Here is a 16,420-nt window from a genome sequence, read left to right on the forward strand (position 1 = left end):
CCCCCTCCCCCGCGACCCCGAGCCTCTCGGAGCAGATCGCCCGCGCCGACCGGCTCGCCGTCCGCGACTGGCCCGCCGGCTTCCTCTGGGGATCCGCGACCGCCGCCGCCCAGATCGAGGGCGCCGGCCACGAGGGCGGCAAGGAGGACAGCATCTGGGACGCGTTCTCCCGCGTCCCCGGAGCGGTCGCGAAGGGCGACACCCCCGAGGTCGCGGTGGACCACTACCACCGGATGCCCGCGGACGTGCGGCTGATGAAGGAGCTGGGGCTCGGCTCCTACCGCTTCTCGGTCAGCTGGGCGCGCGTGAAGCCGGGCGACCGCGCCGTGAACCCCGAGGGCCTCGACTTCTACTCCCGCCTGGTCGACGAGCTGCTCGGCGCCGGCGTGCTGCCGTGGCTGACCCTCTACCACTGGGACCTCCCGCAGGCCGTCGAGGAGACCGGCGGCTGGGCGAACCGCGACACCGCCGAGCGCTTCCGGGACTACGCCGAGGCCGTCTACGAGAGCCTCGGCGACCGGGTGCAGCACTGGACGACGTTCAACGAGCCGTTCTGCTCGACCCTGCTCTCCTACGGCGCGGGCGTGCACGCCCCCGGCGTGATCTCGCAGCAGAAGGCCCTCGCCGCCGTGCACCACACGCACCTCGCCCACGGGCTGGCCGTCTCGACGCTCCGGCAGCTCGGAGCGCAGAACCTGGGCATCACGCTCAACCTCTCGAACGCCGTCCCCGACGACCCCGAGGACGAGGCCGACCTCGACGCCGCACGCCGCTTCGACGCGCTCCAGAACCGGATCTTCCTCGACCCGCTGCTGCGCGGCGAGTACCCCGAGGACCTGCTCGAGGACGTCGAAGGGCTCGGGCTCGACGAGCTGATCGTCGACGGCGACCTCGATCTCATCTCGCTCCCGCTCGACTTCCTCGGCGTGAACCACTACCACGACGACAACGTCTCGGCGCATCCGCTGCCGGCCGGAGCCGACGACTTCGCCCAGGCGACCGACCGCGAGGTCGGCTCCCCCTGGGTCGGCTCCGAGTTCATCACCTTCCCGTCGCGCGGGCTGCCGCGCACCGCGATGGACTGGGAGGTGAACCCCGACGGCCTGCGCTACCTGCTGACCCGCCTGGGCCTGGAGTACGAGAACCTCCCTCCGCTCTACGTGACCGAGAACGGCGCCGCCTACGACGACGTCGTCGAGGACGGCCGCGTGCACGACGCGGACCGCACGCAGTACGTGCTCGACCACGTCGAGAAGGTCGCCGACGCGATCGACCAGGGCGCCGACGTCCGCGGCTACTTCGTCTGGTCCCTCCTCGACAACTACGAGTGGGCCTGGGGCTACGAGAAGCGCTTCGGCATCGTGCGCGTCGACTACGACACGCAGGAGCGGATCGTGAAGGACTCGGGCCTGGTCTACTCCCGACTGCTCGGCGGCAGCGCCGCGGCGATCCTGGACTGACCCGTGAGCGAGCAGACGGGCGTCCGCGGCGGGGGCCGCTCCCCCACCCTCGAGATGGTCGCGGCGCGGGCCGGAGTCTCGCGCGCGACGGTCTCGCGGGTGGTCAACGGCGCCCCGCAGGTGGCGGCCGAGATCGTGGCCGCCGTCGAGAAGGCGATCGGCGAGCTCGACTACGTGCCCAATCACGCGGCGCGGATGCTCGCCTCGCGGCGCACGCAGTCGATCGCGCTGATCGTGCCGGAGTCGACCGCGCGCGTCTTCGCGGACCCGTTCTTCGCCTCGATCGTGCAGGGCGCCGCGATGCGCCTGGCCGACACGGACTACACGCTCTCGATGCTGATCGCGTCCGAGACGGACGGCGAGAAGACGCGGCGGTACCTGCTCGGCGGCAATGTCGACGGCGCGCTCGTGGTCTCGCACCACTCGGGCGACCACTCCTACGCGGCGCTCTCGGGCACGCTGCCGATCGTCTTCGGCGGCCGACCGCTCTCGCCCGACGAGCGCGGCTCCTACTTCGTCGACGTGGACAACACGGAGGGGGCGGCCGTCGCCACCGCGCACCTGATCGAGCGCGGCCGGCGCCGGATCGCCACCATCGCGGGCCCCGCCGACATGCCGCCGGGCGTCGACCGCCTGATCGGCTGGCGCGGCGCACTCACCGACGCCGGCCTCGCGGACGACCTCGTCGAGTGGGGAGACTTCTCGCCGGCCAGCGGCACCGAGGCGATGCGCCGCCTCCTCGACCGCGACCCCGACCTGGACGGCGTCTTCGCCGCGAACGACCAGATGGCGGTCGGCGCCTACGCCGCCCTCCGCGAGGCCGGCCGCCGGATCCCCGAGGACGTGTCCGTCGTGGGCTTCGACGACGATCTCTTCGCGCGGAACGCCGTCCCCGCGCTGACCACCGTTCGCCAGCTCCCCGACGAGCTCGGCGCCCGCATGGTGGAGCTGCTGACCGCCCGCATCGAGGGGCTCCCCGTGGAGCACCGCACGCTGATGCCGACGTCGCTGGTCGTCCGCGCCAGCAGCTGATCCCGGCCCGCGAGTACGCAGTAGTCGTCGCAGTCGACGCCGAGTGCGACGACTCCTGCGTAGTCAGAGGGCTCCGCGTGCTCGATCGGATGCGGACGGGCGCACGGATCCGGACGGTGAGGCGGACGCGGGCGGCGGGGCGGGGATGGACGAGCGGGTCGATCCGTCGACGGGGTGCATCACGGTCGCCAGCCGTGGGCCACGAGAGCGGCACGGAGCTCGGCGATCGTGCGCGCCCTGCCCCGGGTCAGACCCTCCGCGCGGACGACCACGACGATCCAGCCCGCGAGGTGCAGGGCCAGGAGCCGTTCACGATCGCGTGAGAACTGCGCGTCGTCCGTCCGGTGCTGGCCGCCGTCGTACTCCGCCACCACCTTCCACCGTTCGAAGACCAGATCGCCGACCGCGAGCAGTCGGCCGCCGATCCTGATCTCGGCGTTCACTTCGGGCGCGGGCAGTCCCGCCTCCTCGACGAGAGCGCGGAGCCAGGTCTCCCTCCGCGAGGCGGCTCCGGTCGATGCCAGCCGCAGAGCCTCAGCCAGGCCGCGTCGGCCCCGGCCCCGATGGGAGGCCAGGCGGTCCTGCAGCTCGTGAAGCCGGACAGGGGGACGCGGATCGTCCCGGCGCGGGTAGCGCGGCTCGACCAGGAGGTGGTCCGTCGCCGCGAGGAGATCGCGGGCGGACAGCAGTGGCGCGAGCGCGATCCACGTCGACACCGCTCCTGTCACCGGCAGGCCGTGCCGCTCGACCCTGTCCGTCTCCGTGAGGGTGTGGCCGATCACACCCCGGGTCCCGGGGGGCCGGTGCGGCGTCGTCGCCGCCACGTGGATCGGATCGTCCTCGCCGGGTCGCGCCGGGAGCGGCACTCCCCAGGCTTCGGCCGCGGTCAGGTGGGAGAAGAGCTGCCAGGGCCGCAGCCGCGGCAGGTAGGCGGCGGCTCGTTCCAGGTGCGTCACGGGCGCCACCCGGGTGCGCACTCCGTGGAAGGGGCTGGCCAGGGCGGGAGTGCGCAGCCGGGCGTCCGTCATCCCGGCGCGGAGTGCCGCTCGCCGGGTGAAGGCTCCGAGGTCGGTGCTGGACATGCCGCGATTCTGGCGGTCCGTGATCCTCGTCCGACTCCCGCGATCCGCATTCTGTGGACGAACCCCTGATCCCGCACCTGGGGAGGCGCGCCTCCCACCACGACTGTCCAGGAGTTGTCGCAGTCGGCGTCGAGTGCGACAACTCCTGGACAGTCGGAGCGATCGATGTCGAGTGCGACACCTTCTGGACAGTGGGAGCGACCGACCTCGACACGTCTGAGGAGTCGAGAGGGCCCGCGTCAGAGGAAGAGCGGCGCCGGGTCGAGGGCGGCGAAGCGGCGGCGCATGACGGCGACCGCGTCGGCGTGCTCGTCGACGAGGACGAAGCGGCGGCCGAGAGCGTGCGCGACGGCGCCGGTCGTGCCGGAGCCGGCGAAGAAGTCGAGGACGGCGTCGCCCTCGCGGCTGGACGCCTGCACGATGCGGCGGAGGATCCCCTCCGGCTTCTGCGTCGGGTACCCGGTCTTCTCGCGGCCTGTCGGCGAGACGATCGTGTGCCACCACACGTCGGTCGGCCGCTTGCCGCGCTCGGCCTTCTCGGGGGTCACCAGGCCCGGGGCCATGTACGGCTCGCGGTCCACAGCGGCGGAGTCGAAATGGTAGCCGCGCGGGTCCTTCACGTAGACGAGGATCGTGTCGTGCTTGGTCGGCCAGCGGCGCGTGGCCTTCGCTCCGTAGTCGTAGGCCCAGATGATCTCGTTGAGGAAGCACTCGCGGCCGAAGAGCGCGTCGAGCAGCACCTTCGCGTAGTGCGCCTCGCGGTAGTCGAGGTGGAGGTAGAGGGTGCCGTCGTCGGCGAGGAGCCGCCACGCCTCGGCCAGACGCGGCTCGAGGAACGACCAGTAGTCGTCGAAGCGGTCGTCGTAGCGGAGCAGGTCGCCGCGGATCCGCTCGTAGCTGCGCCCCTTGAAGCCGGCGATCGTGCCGGTGGTGGAGCGCACCGAGGTGGTCGAGGTGCGCACCTGCGCCCGGCCCGTGTTGAACGGCGGGTCGAGGTAGACGACGGTGAAGGCCCCGTCGGCCAGCTGCGGCAGGACCTCGAGGTTGTCGGCGTGGAACACCGCGCTCCGCGACTCCGGGACGCCGTCCGCGATCTGGATCGTCCTGGGCACCCGGCAATTGTGCCAGTGCGCGCGAGCCCGGCGACACGCTCCGCGCCTCGCGCCCGCGCTCGACGGGTGCCGGGAGGCTCCGGCGTAGAGTGGCGCGATGATCTCCGAGGTGCGCCACGACGAGGACTCGTCCCGCTACACGCTCTGGCTCGACGGCGAGACCGTCGGAGTCGCGGACTACGCCGTCCGCGGCCGCGACGTGGTCTTCCTCCACACCGAGATCGCGCCCGAGCACCGCCACGAGGGCCTCGGCGAGACCCTCGTCGAGGCGGCCCTCGACGACGCGCACGAGCGCTTCGGCGGGCGCATCGTCCCGGCCTGCCCGTTCGTCGCCGAGTTCATCGCCGAGCACCCGGACTACCAGGAGCTCCTCGCGAGCTGAGGGGCGCCCGCCGGACCGGTCCGCCGCGTTCCGCTCCGGGTCCACGCGCCGGCGACCGCCGCCCCGGACCCGCCGGTCAGGGGACGCGCCGCAGCCACTCCGGAGTCGAGTACTTCGTCCGCACCAGCTCTTCCGCCGCCGCGTACTCCTCCTCGGTCAGCGTCCCCGCCTCGCCGCCGTGCAGCTGCACGAAGGTCGCCTTCATCCGCTCGATGATCTCGGCTCGGCTGAGCCCGGTCTGGCTGCGCAGCGGGTCGACGCGCTTCACGGCGGAGGCGATGCCCTTGTCCGAGAGCTTCTCGCGGCCGATCCGCAGCACCTGCACCATCTTCTCGGCGTCGATGTCGTAGCTCATGGTCACGTGGTGGAGGACGGCGCCGGAGCCCAGGCGCTTCTGCGCGGCGCCGCCGATCTTGCCCGAGGGCGACGTGATGTCGTTGAGCGGCTGGTAGACCGCGTCGATCCCGAGCGACTGCAGCGCGCTGACGGCCCACTCGTCGAGGAAGGCGTAGGAGTCGGCGAAGGTCAGCCCCTGGACGAGGTCGCCGGGGACGTAGAGCGAGTACGTGACGACGCTGCCCGCCTCCATGAACATCGCGCCGCCGCCCGAGATGCGGCGGACCACGTCGACGCCGTACTTCGCCGCGTTGTCGAGGTCGACCTCGTTGCGGAGCGACTGGAAGCTGCCGATGACGACGGCGGGCTGGTCCCACTCCCAGATCCGCAGCGTCGGCTCCCGGCGGCCCTCGCCGACCGCGGCGGTCAGCACCTCGTCGAGCGCCAGGTGGGTCGCGGGAGGGACGGCCCGGTCGTGCACGATGCGCCAGTCGTAGTCGCGCCAGCTGGTCGCCTTCTGCAGCGAGCGGCGGATCGCGACCGCGACGGCCTCGGGCGTGAAGCCGAGCAGGACCGCGTCGGCCGGGAGCGCCTGCCGGATGGCGGCGGCGATGGACTTCGCGTCCGTCTCGGCCGGGAGGCCCACGACCGCGCGATCGATGTCGTCGAGGGCCGTGTCGGGCTCGAGGAAGAAGTCGCCCGCCAGGCGGAACCCGGCGAACCTCCCGTCGACCACGTCGAGGTCGACGACCACGAGCTTTCCGCCGGGGACCTTGTACTCGCCATGCATGACGCCAGCCTAGGCGCGAGCCGGGGCGGGGAAGCGCTCGCCCAGCCACTCCACGAGATCGGCCGTGACCTCGGCCCGGTTGAGCTCCTGGAACAGCTCGTGCCGCGCCTCCGGGTACACCCGCACCGAGACGTCCGTGTACCCGGCCCGCCGCCGGTAGGCCTGGGCGAGCGCGCGCACCGACCGCTCGCCGCCGAGGGTGTCGTCGGCGCCCACGACCAGCAGCAGGGGCAGTGGATGCTCGGGCCCGCGCTTCGGGCGGCCGACCAGCCGCAGGGTCTCGACCAGCCCGATCCGCTTCGCGAGCGGCGTGGTGAAGGTGAGGGGGTCGTCGTGGAACCGCTGCCAGACCTCCGGGTCGCGGGAGAGCCACTCGAGGCCGAGGCCGCCGGCGACGCGGTGCCGCTTCGCCAGGTCGCCCGCGTTCATGTGCCCCGGGAGGCGGTAGGCCGTGCCGCTCAGCACGAGCGCGGCGTAGGCGCCGGAGTGGTGGTCGACGATCCGCTGCGCCATGAGCGACCCCCAGGAGTGGCCGAGCAGCACGATCGGCACTCCCGGGCTCTCCTCCGCGAGCAGCTCCGTCAGCCGGAGGATCGCCGCCTCGGTCGCGCGCAGGCCGCCCGGCCCCAGCAGTCCGAGCCGAGAGGAGTCGCCGCCGTGCTGCTCGAGGCCGGTCCGGCCGTGCCCTCGGTGGTCGTCCGCCGCGACCGCGTACCCGGCGGCGACCAGCGCCTCCGCCAGCTCGACGTAGCGCCCCGAGTGCTCGCCGACCCCGTGGGCCAGCTGCACGATCGCGCGGGGCGAGGGGTGCGGCCACCAGCGGTAGTGGATGACGACGCCGGAGGCGTCCTGGAAGGTCCTGTCGACAGCGGCGCCGGTCATGGTGACCAGTGTGGCGCTCCGGCCGCTGGGCGCGAGGGACGCGCGGAGAACTGAGAAGATACTCACGATCCATCGGCGGGCACCCTGCTCGTCACGGCGCCTCGCTACCTTTTCCCTTGACGAGCGACCCCCGCGACCGTCCCCCGACCCCCCCTTCACGAGCGAGGCCAGCCCCTTCATGACCGTATCGCCCCTGATCTGGACCCTGACGATCGTCTTCATCGTCCTGCTCCTGCTCTTCGACTTCTTCTTCCACGTCCGGAAGGCCCACGAGCCCACGCTGAAGGAGTCGTCGATCTGGTCGGCGCTCTACGTCGGCATCGCCGTGCTCTTCGGGCTCGGCGTCCTCGTCTTCGGCGGAGCGACGCCCGGATCGGAGTACTTCGCGGGGTACATCACCGAGAAGGCCCTCTCGGTCGACAACCTGTTCGTCTTCCTCATCATCATGGCGAGCTTCAAGGTGCCCCGCGCCGACCAGCAGAAGGTGCTCCTCTTCGGCATCGTCTTCGCGCTGATCGCCCGCACCGGCTTCATCTTCCTCGGCGCCGCACTGATCAACTCGTTCGCCTGGGTCTTCTACATCTTCGGCCTGATCCTGCTGCTGACCGCGTTCAACCTGGTCAAGCCGGGCGACGACCACTCCAGCGACAACGTGATGGTGCGCCTGGCCAAGCGGATCTTCAAGACGAGCGACCAGTACGACGGCGACAAGTTCTACACGCACATCGACGGCAAGAAGGTCCTCACGCCGATGATCCTCGTCATGGCGGCGATCGGCGGAACGGACATCCTGTTCGCCCTCGACAGCGTGCCGGCGATCTTCGGCCTCACCAGCGACGTGTACCTCGTCTTCACGGCGACCGCGTTCTCGCTGCTGGGCCTGCGCCAGCTGTACTTCCTCATCGACGGCCTGCTCGACCGCCTCGTCTACCTCAGCATCGGCCTCGCCGCGATCCTCGCCTTCATCGGCGTGAAGCTGATCCTGCACGCGCTCCACGAGAACAACCTGCCGTTCATCAACAACGGCGAGCACGTGGAGGTCTTCGAGATCGGCACCGGACTGTCGCTCTCGGTCATCATCGGCGTCCTCGTGATCACGGTGATCGCCTCCCTCGTCAGCCCCAAGGGCCGCCGCATGGCCGCCGAGGCCGCCGAGCGCCGCCGCGTGGCCGAGGCCGCGGGCGCGGACGTCGACGCGACGCACTGAGCCGACTGCGGTGCGCCGCGGGGCGGCGCACCGCAGTCGGCTCTCCTAGGCGGTCGGTTTCCCGAGAGCGGGTCCCGACCGCCTAGAACGATCCGCTGACACGCGGATCGCTCGTTCGACGGGCCGTCTCGTGCGCCGCAGGGCGGCGCACCGCAGTCGGCTCCCACGGGCGGTCGGGTTCCCGAGAGCGGGTCCCGACCGCCTAGGAGGATCCGCTGACACGCGGATCCCCCGTTCGGCTCGACCGAGCACCGCACGCCGGTGCTCCGCAGTCAGCTCCCCTAGGCGCTCAGGTCCCCGAGAGCGGATCCCGACCGCCGAGAACGTCCCGCCGGCTCGAGCGCGGACTCCGCTCGCGGAGGGTCAGCGGGCGCGGTAGCGGTGCTCCGGGCGGCCGGTGGTGCCGTAGCTGAGGGTCATCTCGACGAGGCCGCGGCCCGCGAGACCCGAGAGGTAGCGCTGGGCGGTGGCGCGCGAGATGCCGGCGCGCTCTGCCACCTCGAGGGCCGACAGCTCGGCGCCCGACTCGGCCAGCCGCGCCAGGACGAGCTGCTCGGTCGCCGAGCGCGAGGGCTGCGCGGCGGTCGCGTCGCCCGAGTGCAGGATGCGCAGCGCCCGCTCCACCGCCTCCTGATCGGCCGCGCGGTCCTCCCGCAGCACGTTCCGGAACCGCACGTACGCGTCGAGGCGCTCGCCGAGCAGGCGCGCCTCGAACGGCTTGATGAGGTACCCGAGCGCTCCCGCGTGCAGCGCGCGCCGCACCGTCGCCCCGTCGGAGGCGGCGCTGACGACGAACGCGTCGGTGTCGAGCTCGCGGAGCAGCGCGATCCCGCTCTGGTCCGGCAGGTGCACGTCGAGCAGCAGCAGATCGGGCGCGTACTCGGCGACGGCCGCCCGCGCCGCGCGCGCCGTGTGCACCGGAGGAAGGGCCGTCAGCCCCTGCCGCGCCTCGACCAGGTCCGCGTGCAGCTGGGCGACCCGGAAGTCGTCGTCCACCACCAGCACCGTGCGCTCCCGCGCCGTGTCCGCGCTCATGACCGGTCCCCGTCCTGCTCCGGCGGCCGCACCGCTCCGGGGAGGCGCGCGCACAGCACGGCCCCCGACTCCGCTCCGCCGGCGTCCGCCAGCCAGACCTCGCCGCCGCGCCGGGCGGCCACCTCGCGGCACAGCGGCAGGCCGAAGCCCCGGCCGTGCACGCGACCGTCGTCCTCGACGGGGTCGCCCGCGCCGGCCCGGTCGAACAGCGAGTCCGGATCGAGCACTCCGTCGCCCGAGTCGGCGACCGTCACGAAGAGCGCGTCGCCGTCGTCGAGCAGCTCGACCTCGACGAAGCGCACGTCGCGCCGCCCCTCGACCGCCGCGCGCACCGCGTTGTCCACCAGGTTCCCGACCACCGTGGCGACGTCCTCCGGCTCGACGACGGTGCCGCGCACCAGCGTCTCCTCGCCGAGCGTCAGCAGCACGCCGCGCTCGGCCGCCTCGATCCCCTTCGCCCCGACGAGCGCCTGGAGGTACGGCTCCTGCAGCCGGTCGGCGTGCTGCACCGGGTACTTGAGCGGGCCGCGGGTCAGCACCTCGTCGAGGTAGTCGCGCGCCGACGCGGTCCGCCCCGCATCCAGCAGGCCCGCGACCACGTGCAGGCGGTTGGCGAACTCGTGCCGCTGCACCCGGAGCGCGTTGGTCATCGCGCCGACCGCGTCGAGGCGCCGGCTCAGCGCGGCGAGGTCGGTGCGGTCGCGCAGCACCACCACCACGCCCAGGTCGCGGTCGCCGCGGGTCACCCGGCGGATGTCGACGTAGACGATGCGGGAGCGGACGACGAAGCCCTCCTCGCCTCCGGGGCGGGGCGGCTCGACGGAGTGCAGCGCGGCGCCGATCGCGTCGGCCAGCGGAACGGGCAGGTCGAGCTCCGCGAGCGGCCGCCCGTGCAGCGCCCGCCCGGTCGGGTCGTCGGAGCCGAGGATCGCGGCGGCCCGCGCATTGCAGACGCCGACGCGCCCGTCGCGGTCGAGCGCGAGCACGCCCTCGTCGACCCCGTCGAGCACGGCGGCCTGGTCCTGCACGAGCGAGGTGAGCTCCTCCGGGGCGAGGCCGAGCGTCAGGCGCAGCAGGCGGCGGCGGATGAAGACGGAGGCGACGGCGGCGAGCACCAGCCCGGCGAGCGCCGCGGCGAGGACGCCGAGCAGCGCGGTCGGCAGGTCGGTGAAGACGCTGGAGCGCGCGAAGCCGATGCTGACCTCGCCGACGACCCGCTGCTCCCCCGCGGCGAAGACCGGGACCTTCGCCCGTGCCGACTCGCCGAGCGTGCCGGTGCCCCACGAGACGCTCTCGCGCCCGGCGAGCGCCTCGTCGGGGCTGGTCGAGACCCGCTCGCCGAGGCGGTCCTCGTCGGGGTGGGCGAGGCGGATGCCCTGGTCGTCGGTGATCACGACGAAGAGCGCGCCGGTGCGCTGCTCGACGGCGGCGGCGACGTCCTCGAGCGGTCCGCCGCGCAGCTCTGAGGCGGCGGGAGCGCCGGGCACGGCGGAGGACGCGGCGACCGCGTCGCGCACGTCGGGGTCCTCGGCGACGGTGCGGGCGATGGCGAGCGCCGTGCCCTCCGCCTCGCCGCGCAGCTGCTGGATGCTGAGCGCGGTGACGAGCCCCGCGCAGACCAGCACGGCGGCCGACACCGTGGCGAGCTGCAGGACCAGGACGTGGGTCGCGAAGCGCATCGGGGCCTCCTCGCCGTCGTCGTGCGCAGAATGCGCAGAAGCCACACTATGCGCAGATGTCGCCGTAATGAGCGATACCCCGGCGCCGGACGCGGAGCTGCCTAGGGTTTCCACCATCTCCCGGCCGGCTCTCCCGCCGAGCGCGGGCGGAGGCACTGGACGAAGGAGTCAGCTGTGTTGGTAGTACTCGGTTTCACCATGATCCTGGCCTTCATGGCCCTGATCATGACCAAGCGGCTGACGCCGATGGTCGCCCTGATCGTCGTGCCGACGATCTTCGGCCTCTTCGCGGGCGCCGGCCTCGGCATCGGCGACATGGTCCTCGAGGCGATCGGCAGCCTCGCGCCCACGGCCGCGCTGCTGATGTTCGCGATCATGTACTTCGGGATCATGATCGACGTCGGGCTCTTCGACCCGCTGATCCGCTTCATCGTCCGCGCGCTCGGCGACGACCCGGCGAAGGTCGTGCTCGGCACGGCGCTGCTCGCGGGTGCGGTCTCGCTCGACGGCGACGGCTCGACCACCTTCATCGTCACCACCGCCGCGATGCTCCCGATCTACCTGCGCCTGGGGATGAACCCGGTCGTGCTGACCTGCGTCGCGGGCCTGGCCAACGGCACGCTCAACATCGTCCCCTGGGGTGGACCGACGGTGCGCGCCGCCGCGGCCCTCCAGGTCTCGCCGAGCGAGATCTTCGTGCCGATGCTCCCGTCGCTCGCGGTGGGCCTGGCCGTCACTCTCGTCTTCGCCTGGTTCCTCGGGCTCGGCGAGCGCCGCCGCCTCGGCTCGCTCGCGCTGGCCGAGCCGATGCTCGAGCAGGAGCTCGTCGGCGCCGGCCGCGGCTCCTCCTCCCGCTCGGGCGGCGCCCGCACCGGCGGCCTCGCGGCCCTGACCGGGGGCATCCGCACCGTCGCCCGGGAGCGCTTCTCCTTCCTCCGCGGTCCCCAGGCCCTGCGCGGAGCCCAGGTGGCGGTCGCCGCCCGCGTGCAGGCCGACGACGCCGACACCGCGATGGCCGACACGATGCTCGACCCGGAGCGCGAGACGCTGCGCCCGAAGCTGATCTGGGTGAACCTGGTCCTGACCCTCGCGGTGATGACGCTGCTGGTCGCCGACATCCTGCCGCTGCCCTACGTGTTCATGGTCGGCTCCGCGGTCGCCCTGCTGATCAACTTCCCGAAGATGAAGGACCAGGCGGCCGAGATCGTCAAGCACGCGCCGAGCATCGTGGGCGTCGTGTCGATGGTGCTGGCGGCCGGCGTGCTGATCGGCGTCCTCAACGGCACCGGCATGGTCGACGCCATGGCGGAGTGGGTCGTCGCGGTGATCCCGCCGGCGCTCGGCCCGTTCCTCGCCGTGATCACCGGCGTGCTCAGCATCCCGATGACCTTCTTCATGTCGAACGACGCGTTCTACTACGGCATCCTCCCCGTGCTCTCCGAGAGCGCGGCGAACTACGGCATCTCGCCGGTCGAGATGGCGCGCGCCTCGATCACCGGGCAGCCGGTGCACCTCCAGAGCCCGCTGGTCCCGGCGATCCTCCTGCTCGTCTCCCTCGCCGCGGTGAACCTCGGCGACCACCACCGCAAGGTGCTGTGGCGAGCGGTCGTCGTCTCGCTGGTCATGCTCGCCGTCGGCGTGCTGGTCGGCTCTATCCCCTTCGGCTGAGCCAGGCGAAGCCGAGCGCCGGAGCGCGAGCGATCGGAACGAGGACGGGACCGTCTGCCGCGGCAGGGGGTCCCGTCCTCGTTCCGCGGCTCGGTCCCGCAGCCCGCGCTAGCGCAGCAGCGGCGCCAGGTTCTCGGTCCAGACGTCGGAGCCGACCTTGAGGATGAGGGCGCCGACCACGACGAGGAACGCGACCCGGATGAAGCGGCTGCCACGAGCGACGGCCATCCGCGAGCCGAGGTACGCGCCCGCCACGTTGGCGGCGCCCATCAGGAGGCCCAGCAGCCAGATCACGTGCCCGCCCGGCACGAAGTAGAGCAGGGCGCCGAGGTTGGTCGCGACGTTGACGATCTTCGCCTTGGCGCTGGCGAGCAGGAAGTCGTAGCCCAGCGCGGTGATCAGGGCGATGATCAGGAAGGTGCCGGTGCCCGGTCCGATCAGGCCGTCGTAGAAGCCGATCAGGAGTCCCAGCACGGCCGCGGTGACGAGGTGGCGCCGGCCCGCGTGCTTGAGCACCGTGACGCTGCCCAGTGCCGGGCGGGCGATCGTCACGACGGCGACCACGATCAGCGCGACGACGATGATCGGCTTGAACACCGCGGCCGGGAGGAGGCCGGCGAGCGTCGCGCCTCCGTAGCTGCCCGCGAGGGCGACCGCCGCCATCGGCAGTGCGGTGCGCAGATCGGGCTTCGCGCGCCGGTAGTAGGTGATCGCGCTGGTGGTCGTGCCGAAGATCGAGGCCAGCTTGTTCGTGGCGAGCGCCTGCACAGGCGAGATCCCCGGCACGAGGAGCAGGGCGGGGAGCTGGAGGAGTCCGCCGCCGCCCACGACCGCGTCGATCCAGCCGGCCGCGAAGGCGGCGAGGATCATCAGCGCGAGGACGGAGAGTCCGAGATCCTCTGTGAAGGTCAGCATCGGTCGGAAGCGTACGCGAGCACCGCGACCCCCTCGACCTCGGGGGCCGGGCCGCCCTAGGGTCGGCGGCATGCGATTCGGACTCTTCATCCCCCAGGGCTGGCGCCACGACCTCGTCGGCGTCCCGGCCGCCGACCAGTGGCGCACCATGAGCGACCTCGCCCGGCACGCCGACGACGGCGCCTGGGAGTCGATCTGGGTCTACGACCACTTCCACACCGTCCCGCAGGTGACGGAGGAGGCGACGCACGAGGCGTGGTCGCTGATGAGCGCGTTCGGCGCCACCACGTCGCGCGTGCGGCTGGGCCAGATGTGCACCTGCATGGGCTACCGGAACCCCGCCTACCTCGCCAAGGTCGCGACGACCGTCGACATCGTCTCGGGCGGGAGGGTCGAGATGGGCATCGGCGGCGGCTGGTACGAGCACGAGTGGCGCGCGTACGGCTACGGCTTCCCGCCGATCGCCGAGCGGCTGGGCCGGCTCGACGAAGGCGTGCAGATCCTGCAGCAGGCCTGGACGACCGGGTCCGCGACCCTCGACGGCCGCTACCACCAGGTGGACGGCGCGCAGAACCGGCCGCTGCCCCTGCAGGAGGGCGGCATCCCGCTGTGGGTTGCCGGCGGCGGCGAGAAGGTCACGCTGCGGATCGCGGCCCAGTACGCGCAGTACACGAACTTCGCCGGGACCCCGGAGGCGTTCGACCACAAGAGCTCGGTCCTCCGCGGGCACTGCGAGCGCCTGGGCACCGACTTCTCGGCGATCACCCGGAGCTCGAACTACAACGTCGTGATCGGCGAGACGGAGGCGGAGGTCGAGGCGGCGCTGCAGCGTCTCGAGGAGCGCGTGATCCCGTACCTCGGCGCGGAGGGAGCGGCGTCCTTCGTCGCCGAGTACCGCAGCCCCGACGCGCTCGCGGTCGGCACTCCCGCGCAGATCGTCGACCGGCTCGCCGGCATGCAGTCGCGCGGGATGGACTACGGCATCCTCTACTTCCCGGACGCCGCCTACGACCGGTCCGGCATCGAGCTGTTCGAGCGCGAGGTGCTGCCGGCGCTCTCCTGAGCGCGGAGCGGCGGGGGCTCCTACGCCTCCCGCCCCCCGCCCGCAAGTCCTTGGGGCGTCCCGGCCCCGCGCCTACGGTCGGAGCATGGACGCACAGGACATCCGCTGGAACGACGAAGCCCGCGACAAGATCCTCGAGGACTCGGACAGGGTCCTCCGCGAGGCGGTGCTCGACCTCGCGACGAGCAAGAAGGGCGAGCCCTGGGAGGACGTGTTCGCCGAGCTGAACGCGCGCCTCAAGGACCGCTTCATCGACTTCGAGCCCGGCCCGGACCTCCGCAAGTACGCCGAGGCCGTCTCCGCCGGGGAGATCGAGACCGGCTCGTGAGCGAGCACGACCGCGACGCCGCGCTCGAGGACGAGATCACCTCGATCCACGCCCTCGGCGAGGGCCGCGTCGGCGAGACGGCCGGCCCGGAGGACGAGGACCACGAGCTCTCGCCCGAGCAGGACGCCCGCATCGAGTCCGAGCTGAAGAGCCGGGGCAGCGAGAGCTGATCCCCCGGTACGCGGAAGGCCCGCTCCCCCTCGAGGGAGCGGGCCTTCCGCGTGAGTCGCGACTACGCCGAGAGGGGCTCGTAGTCGGTGTAGCCCTCGGCTCCTCCGCCGTAGACCGTCTCCTGGACGACCTCGTTCTCGGGGTGCCCGCCCTGCCAGCGCTCGACCAGGTCGGGGTTGGCGATCGCCGGGCGGCCGACGGCCACGGCGTCGGCGTGGCCCTCGCTGATCAGCTCGGTCGCCTCCTCGCGGCTGGTCGGCGAGCCGAAGCCGCTGTTGGCGATGAAGACGCCGTCGAAGCGCGAGCGGAGGTCCTGGACCAGCTCGCCGGCGGGCTCGGCGTGCAGGACGCTGAGGTAGGCCAGGCCGAGCGGGGCGAGCCCGTCGACGACGGCCTCGTAGGTGGCGCGCACGTCGTCGCCGTCGGTCTCGACGACGTCCTGGATGTTGTGGGCCGGCGAGAGGCGGATGCCGACGCGGCCCGCTCCGACCTCGTCGACGATCGCGCGGGTGACCTCGAGCGGGAACGCGGCGCGCTCGGCCGGGGTCCCGCCGTACTGGTCGGTGCGCACGTTGGAGACGGGCGAGAGGAACTCGTGCAGCAGGTAGCCGTTGGCGCCGTGCACCTCGACTCCGTCGAAGCCGGCGTCGATCGCGCGGCGGGCGGCGGCGACGAACTCGTCGCGGACGGTCGCCAGCTCCTCGGTGGTCAGCGCGTGCGGCACCGGGAAGGGCTTCTTGCCGGAGGGGGTGTGCACCTCTCCGTCGATGGCGACGGCGCTCGGGGCGACGATGCGGTCGGTGCCGGTGATCTCGGTGTGCGAGACGCGGCCCGCGTTCATCAGCTGCATGACGATGCGCCCGCCCGCGGCGTGCACGGCGTCGGCGACGGCGCGCCAGCCCGCGGCCTGCGCGTCGGTCTCGATGCCGGGCTGCCCGGCGTAGCCCTTGGACTCGGCGCTGGGGAAGACGCCCTCGCTGATCAGCAGGCCCATGCTCGCGCGCTGGGCGTAGTACTCGGCGACGATCGCGCCGGGCACGCCCTTCTCGTCGGAGCGCAGTCGCGTCATCGGTGCCAGGACGATGCGGTTGGGGAGGTCGAGGTCGCCGGCGGTGAGGGGGGAGAACGGATCCACGGGATCGCCTTTCTACGGAGCTGTCTCAGGGGCTGCCCTGAGGGGGGGAGGCACGTGCACCTGCGGCGCACTCCGGGCGGCAACCGCGAGCGGAGCACGGTCATTCCTCCTCCCGGCGTTCTCCCATCCCCCGCGCCCCGGGC

The 16,420-nt window shown here is 72.5% G+C and carries 16 protein-coding genes; 8 read left to right on the top strand and 8 right to left on the bottom strand.

The window, feature by feature from the left end; translation table 11 throughout:
- Positions 1-35 precede the first annotated feature (35 nt).
- Both C5C49_RS04750 and C5C49_RS04755 read left to right on the top strand, forming a co-directional pair.
- On the top strand, positions 36-1,460 hold the full coding sequence (locus tag C5C49_RS04750; protein ID WP_104345646.1) for a GH1 family beta-glucosidase: 1,425 nt from the start codon (positions 36-38) through the stop codon (positions 1,458-1,460).
- Between the two features lie 54 nt (positions 1,461-1,514).
- Entirely contained in the window at positions 1,515-2,492 is a 978-nt protein-coding gene (locus tag C5C49_RS04755; RefSeq protein ID WP_104345647.1) for a LacI family DNA-binding transcriptional regulator, read from the top strand.
- Between the two features lie 179 nt (positions 2,493-2,671).
- Here the strand turns inward: C5C49_RS04755 and C5C49_RS04760 are convergent, their stop codons facing one another.
- Together C5C49_RS04760 and C5C49_RS04765 are read right to left on the bottom strand one after the other, a co-directional pair.
- Positions 2,672-3,574, bottom strand: a complete 903-nt coding sequence (locus tag C5C49_RS04760; RefSeq protein WP_104345568.1) for a hypothetical protein — start codon at positions 3,572-3,574, stop codon at positions 2,672-2,674.
- A gap of 239 nt (positions 3,575-3,813) precedes the next feature.
- Positions 3,814-4,686, bottom strand: a complete 873-nt coding sequence (locus tag C5C49_RS04765; protein ID WP_104225160.1) for a site-specific DNA-methyltransferase — start codon at positions 4,684-4,686, stop codon at positions 3,814-3,816.
- A 97-nt stretch (positions 4,687-4,783) separates the two neighbouring features.
- Between C5C49_RS04765 and C5C49_RS04770 the strand changes: the two genes are divergently transcribed.
- Positions 4,784-5,068, top strand: coding sequence for a GNAT family N-acetyltransferase (locus C5C49_RS04770; RefSeq protein ID WP_104233160.1), 285 nt, complete (start codon positions 4,784-4,786; stop codon positions 5,066-5,068).
- A gap of 76 nt (positions 5,069-5,144) precedes the next feature.
- Here the strand turns inward: C5C49_RS04770 and C5C49_RS04775 are convergent, their stop codons facing one another.
- Both C5C49_RS04775 and C5C49_RS04780 read right to left on the bottom strand, forming a co-directional pair.
- The gene (locus C5C49_RS04775) at positions 5,145-6,194 is read right to left on the bottom strand and encodes a biotin/lipoate A/B protein ligase family protein (RefSeq protein WP_104225162.1); all 1,050 of its coding nucleotides are present in this window, start codon (positions 6,192-6,194) and stop codon (positions 5,145-5,147) included.
- Positions 6,195-6,203: 9 nt separating this feature from the next.
- Positions 6,204-7,076 carry an alpha/beta fold hydrolase gene (locus C5C49_RS04780; RefSeq protein ID WP_104233159.1) on the bottom strand — a complete coding sequence of 291 codons (873 nt, stop codon included), beginning with the start codon at positions 7,074-7,076 and terminating at the stop codon, positions 6,204-6,206.
- A 178-nt stretch (positions 7,077-7,254) separates the two neighbouring features.
- Between C5C49_RS04780 and C5C49_RS04785 the strand changes: the two genes are divergently transcribed.
- Complete coding sequence (locus C5C49_RS04785) at positions 7,255-8,283, top strand: TerC family protein (protein ID WP_104223866.1); 1,029 nt, start codon at positions 7,255-7,257, stop codon at positions 8,281-8,283.
- 363 nt (positions 8,284-8,646) lie between these two features.
- On the opposite strand, the gene C5C49_RS04790 is transcribed toward C5C49_RS04785, so the two are convergent.
- Together C5C49_RS04790 and C5C49_RS04795 are read right to left on the bottom strand one after the other, a co-directional pair.
- The gene (locus C5C49_RS04790; RefSeq protein WP_104345569.1) at positions 8,647-9,318 is read right to left on the bottom strand and encodes a response regulator; all 672 of its coding nucleotides are present in this window, start codon (positions 9,316-9,318) and stop codon (positions 8,647-8,649) included.
- Positions 9,315-10,997, bottom strand: a complete 1,683-nt coding sequence (locus C5C49_RS04795) for a sensor histidine kinase (RefSeq protein ID WP_104345570.1) — start codon at positions 10,995-10,997, stop codon at positions 9,315-9,317. Before C5C49_RS04795 ends, C5C49_RS04790 begins: the two co-directional genes overlap by 4 nt.
- A 198-nt stretch (positions 10,998-11,195) precedes the next feature.
- On the opposite strand from C5C49_RS04795, the gene C5C49_RS04800 reads away from it, so the two are divergent.
- A complete protein-coding gene (locus C5C49_RS04800; RefSeq protein ID WP_104233156.1) occupies positions 11,196-12,665 on the top strand; it encodes a CitMHS family transporter in 1,470 nt (489 codons plus the stop codon).
- A 108-nt stretch (positions 12,666-12,773) separates the two neighbouring features.
- On the opposite strand, the gene C5C49_RS04805 is transcribed toward C5C49_RS04800, so the two are convergent.
- Complete coding sequence (locus C5C49_RS04805; protein WP_104345571.1) at positions 12,774-13,580, bottom strand: TSUP family transporter; 807 nt, start codon at positions 13,578-13,580, stop codon at positions 12,774-12,776.
- A 70-nt stretch (positions 13,581-13,650) separates the two neighbouring features.
- Here C5C49_RS04805 and C5C49_RS04810 point away from each other — a divergent pair, with 70 nt between their 5' ends.
- From C5C49_RS04810 to C5C49_RS16885, 3 genes are all read left to right on the top strand, one after another.
- On the top strand, positions 13,651-14,643 hold the full coding sequence (locus tag C5C49_RS04810) for an LLM class F420-dependent oxidoreductase (protein ID WP_104345572.1): 993 nt from the start codon (positions 13,651-13,653) through the stop codon (positions 14,641-14,643).
- A gap of 85 nt (positions 14,644-14,728) precedes the next feature.
- A complete protein-coding gene (locus C5C49_RS04815; RefSeq protein ID WP_068251275.1) occupies positions 14,729-14,971 on the top strand; it encodes a hypothetical protein in 243 nt (80 codons plus the stop codon).
- Positions 14,968-15,141 (top strand): hypothetical protein, encoded by a 174-nt coding sequence (locus C5C49_RS16885; RefSeq protein ID WP_160035225.1) that lies wholly within the window; start codon positions 14,968-14,970, stop codon positions 15,139-15,141. Before C5C49_RS04815 ends, C5C49_RS16885 begins: the two co-directional genes overlap by 4 nt.
- A 62-nt stretch (positions 15,142-15,203) precedes the next feature.
- Here the strand turns inward: C5C49_RS16885 and C5C49_RS04820 are convergent, their stop codons facing one another.
- The gene (locus C5C49_RS04820) at positions 15,204-16,277 is read right to left on the bottom strand and encodes an alkene reductase (RefSeq protein ID WP_104345573.1); all 1,074 of its coding nucleotides are present in this window, start codon (positions 16,275-16,277) and stop codon (positions 15,204-15,206) included.
- Positions 16,278-16,420 lie beyond the last annotated feature (143 nt).

This window comes from Rathayibacter sp. AY1E2, assembly GCF_002932325.1.
In the GTDB taxonomy this organism is placed as follows: domain Bacteria; phylum Actinomycetota; class Actinomycetes; order Actinomycetales; family Microbacteriaceae; genus Rathayibacter.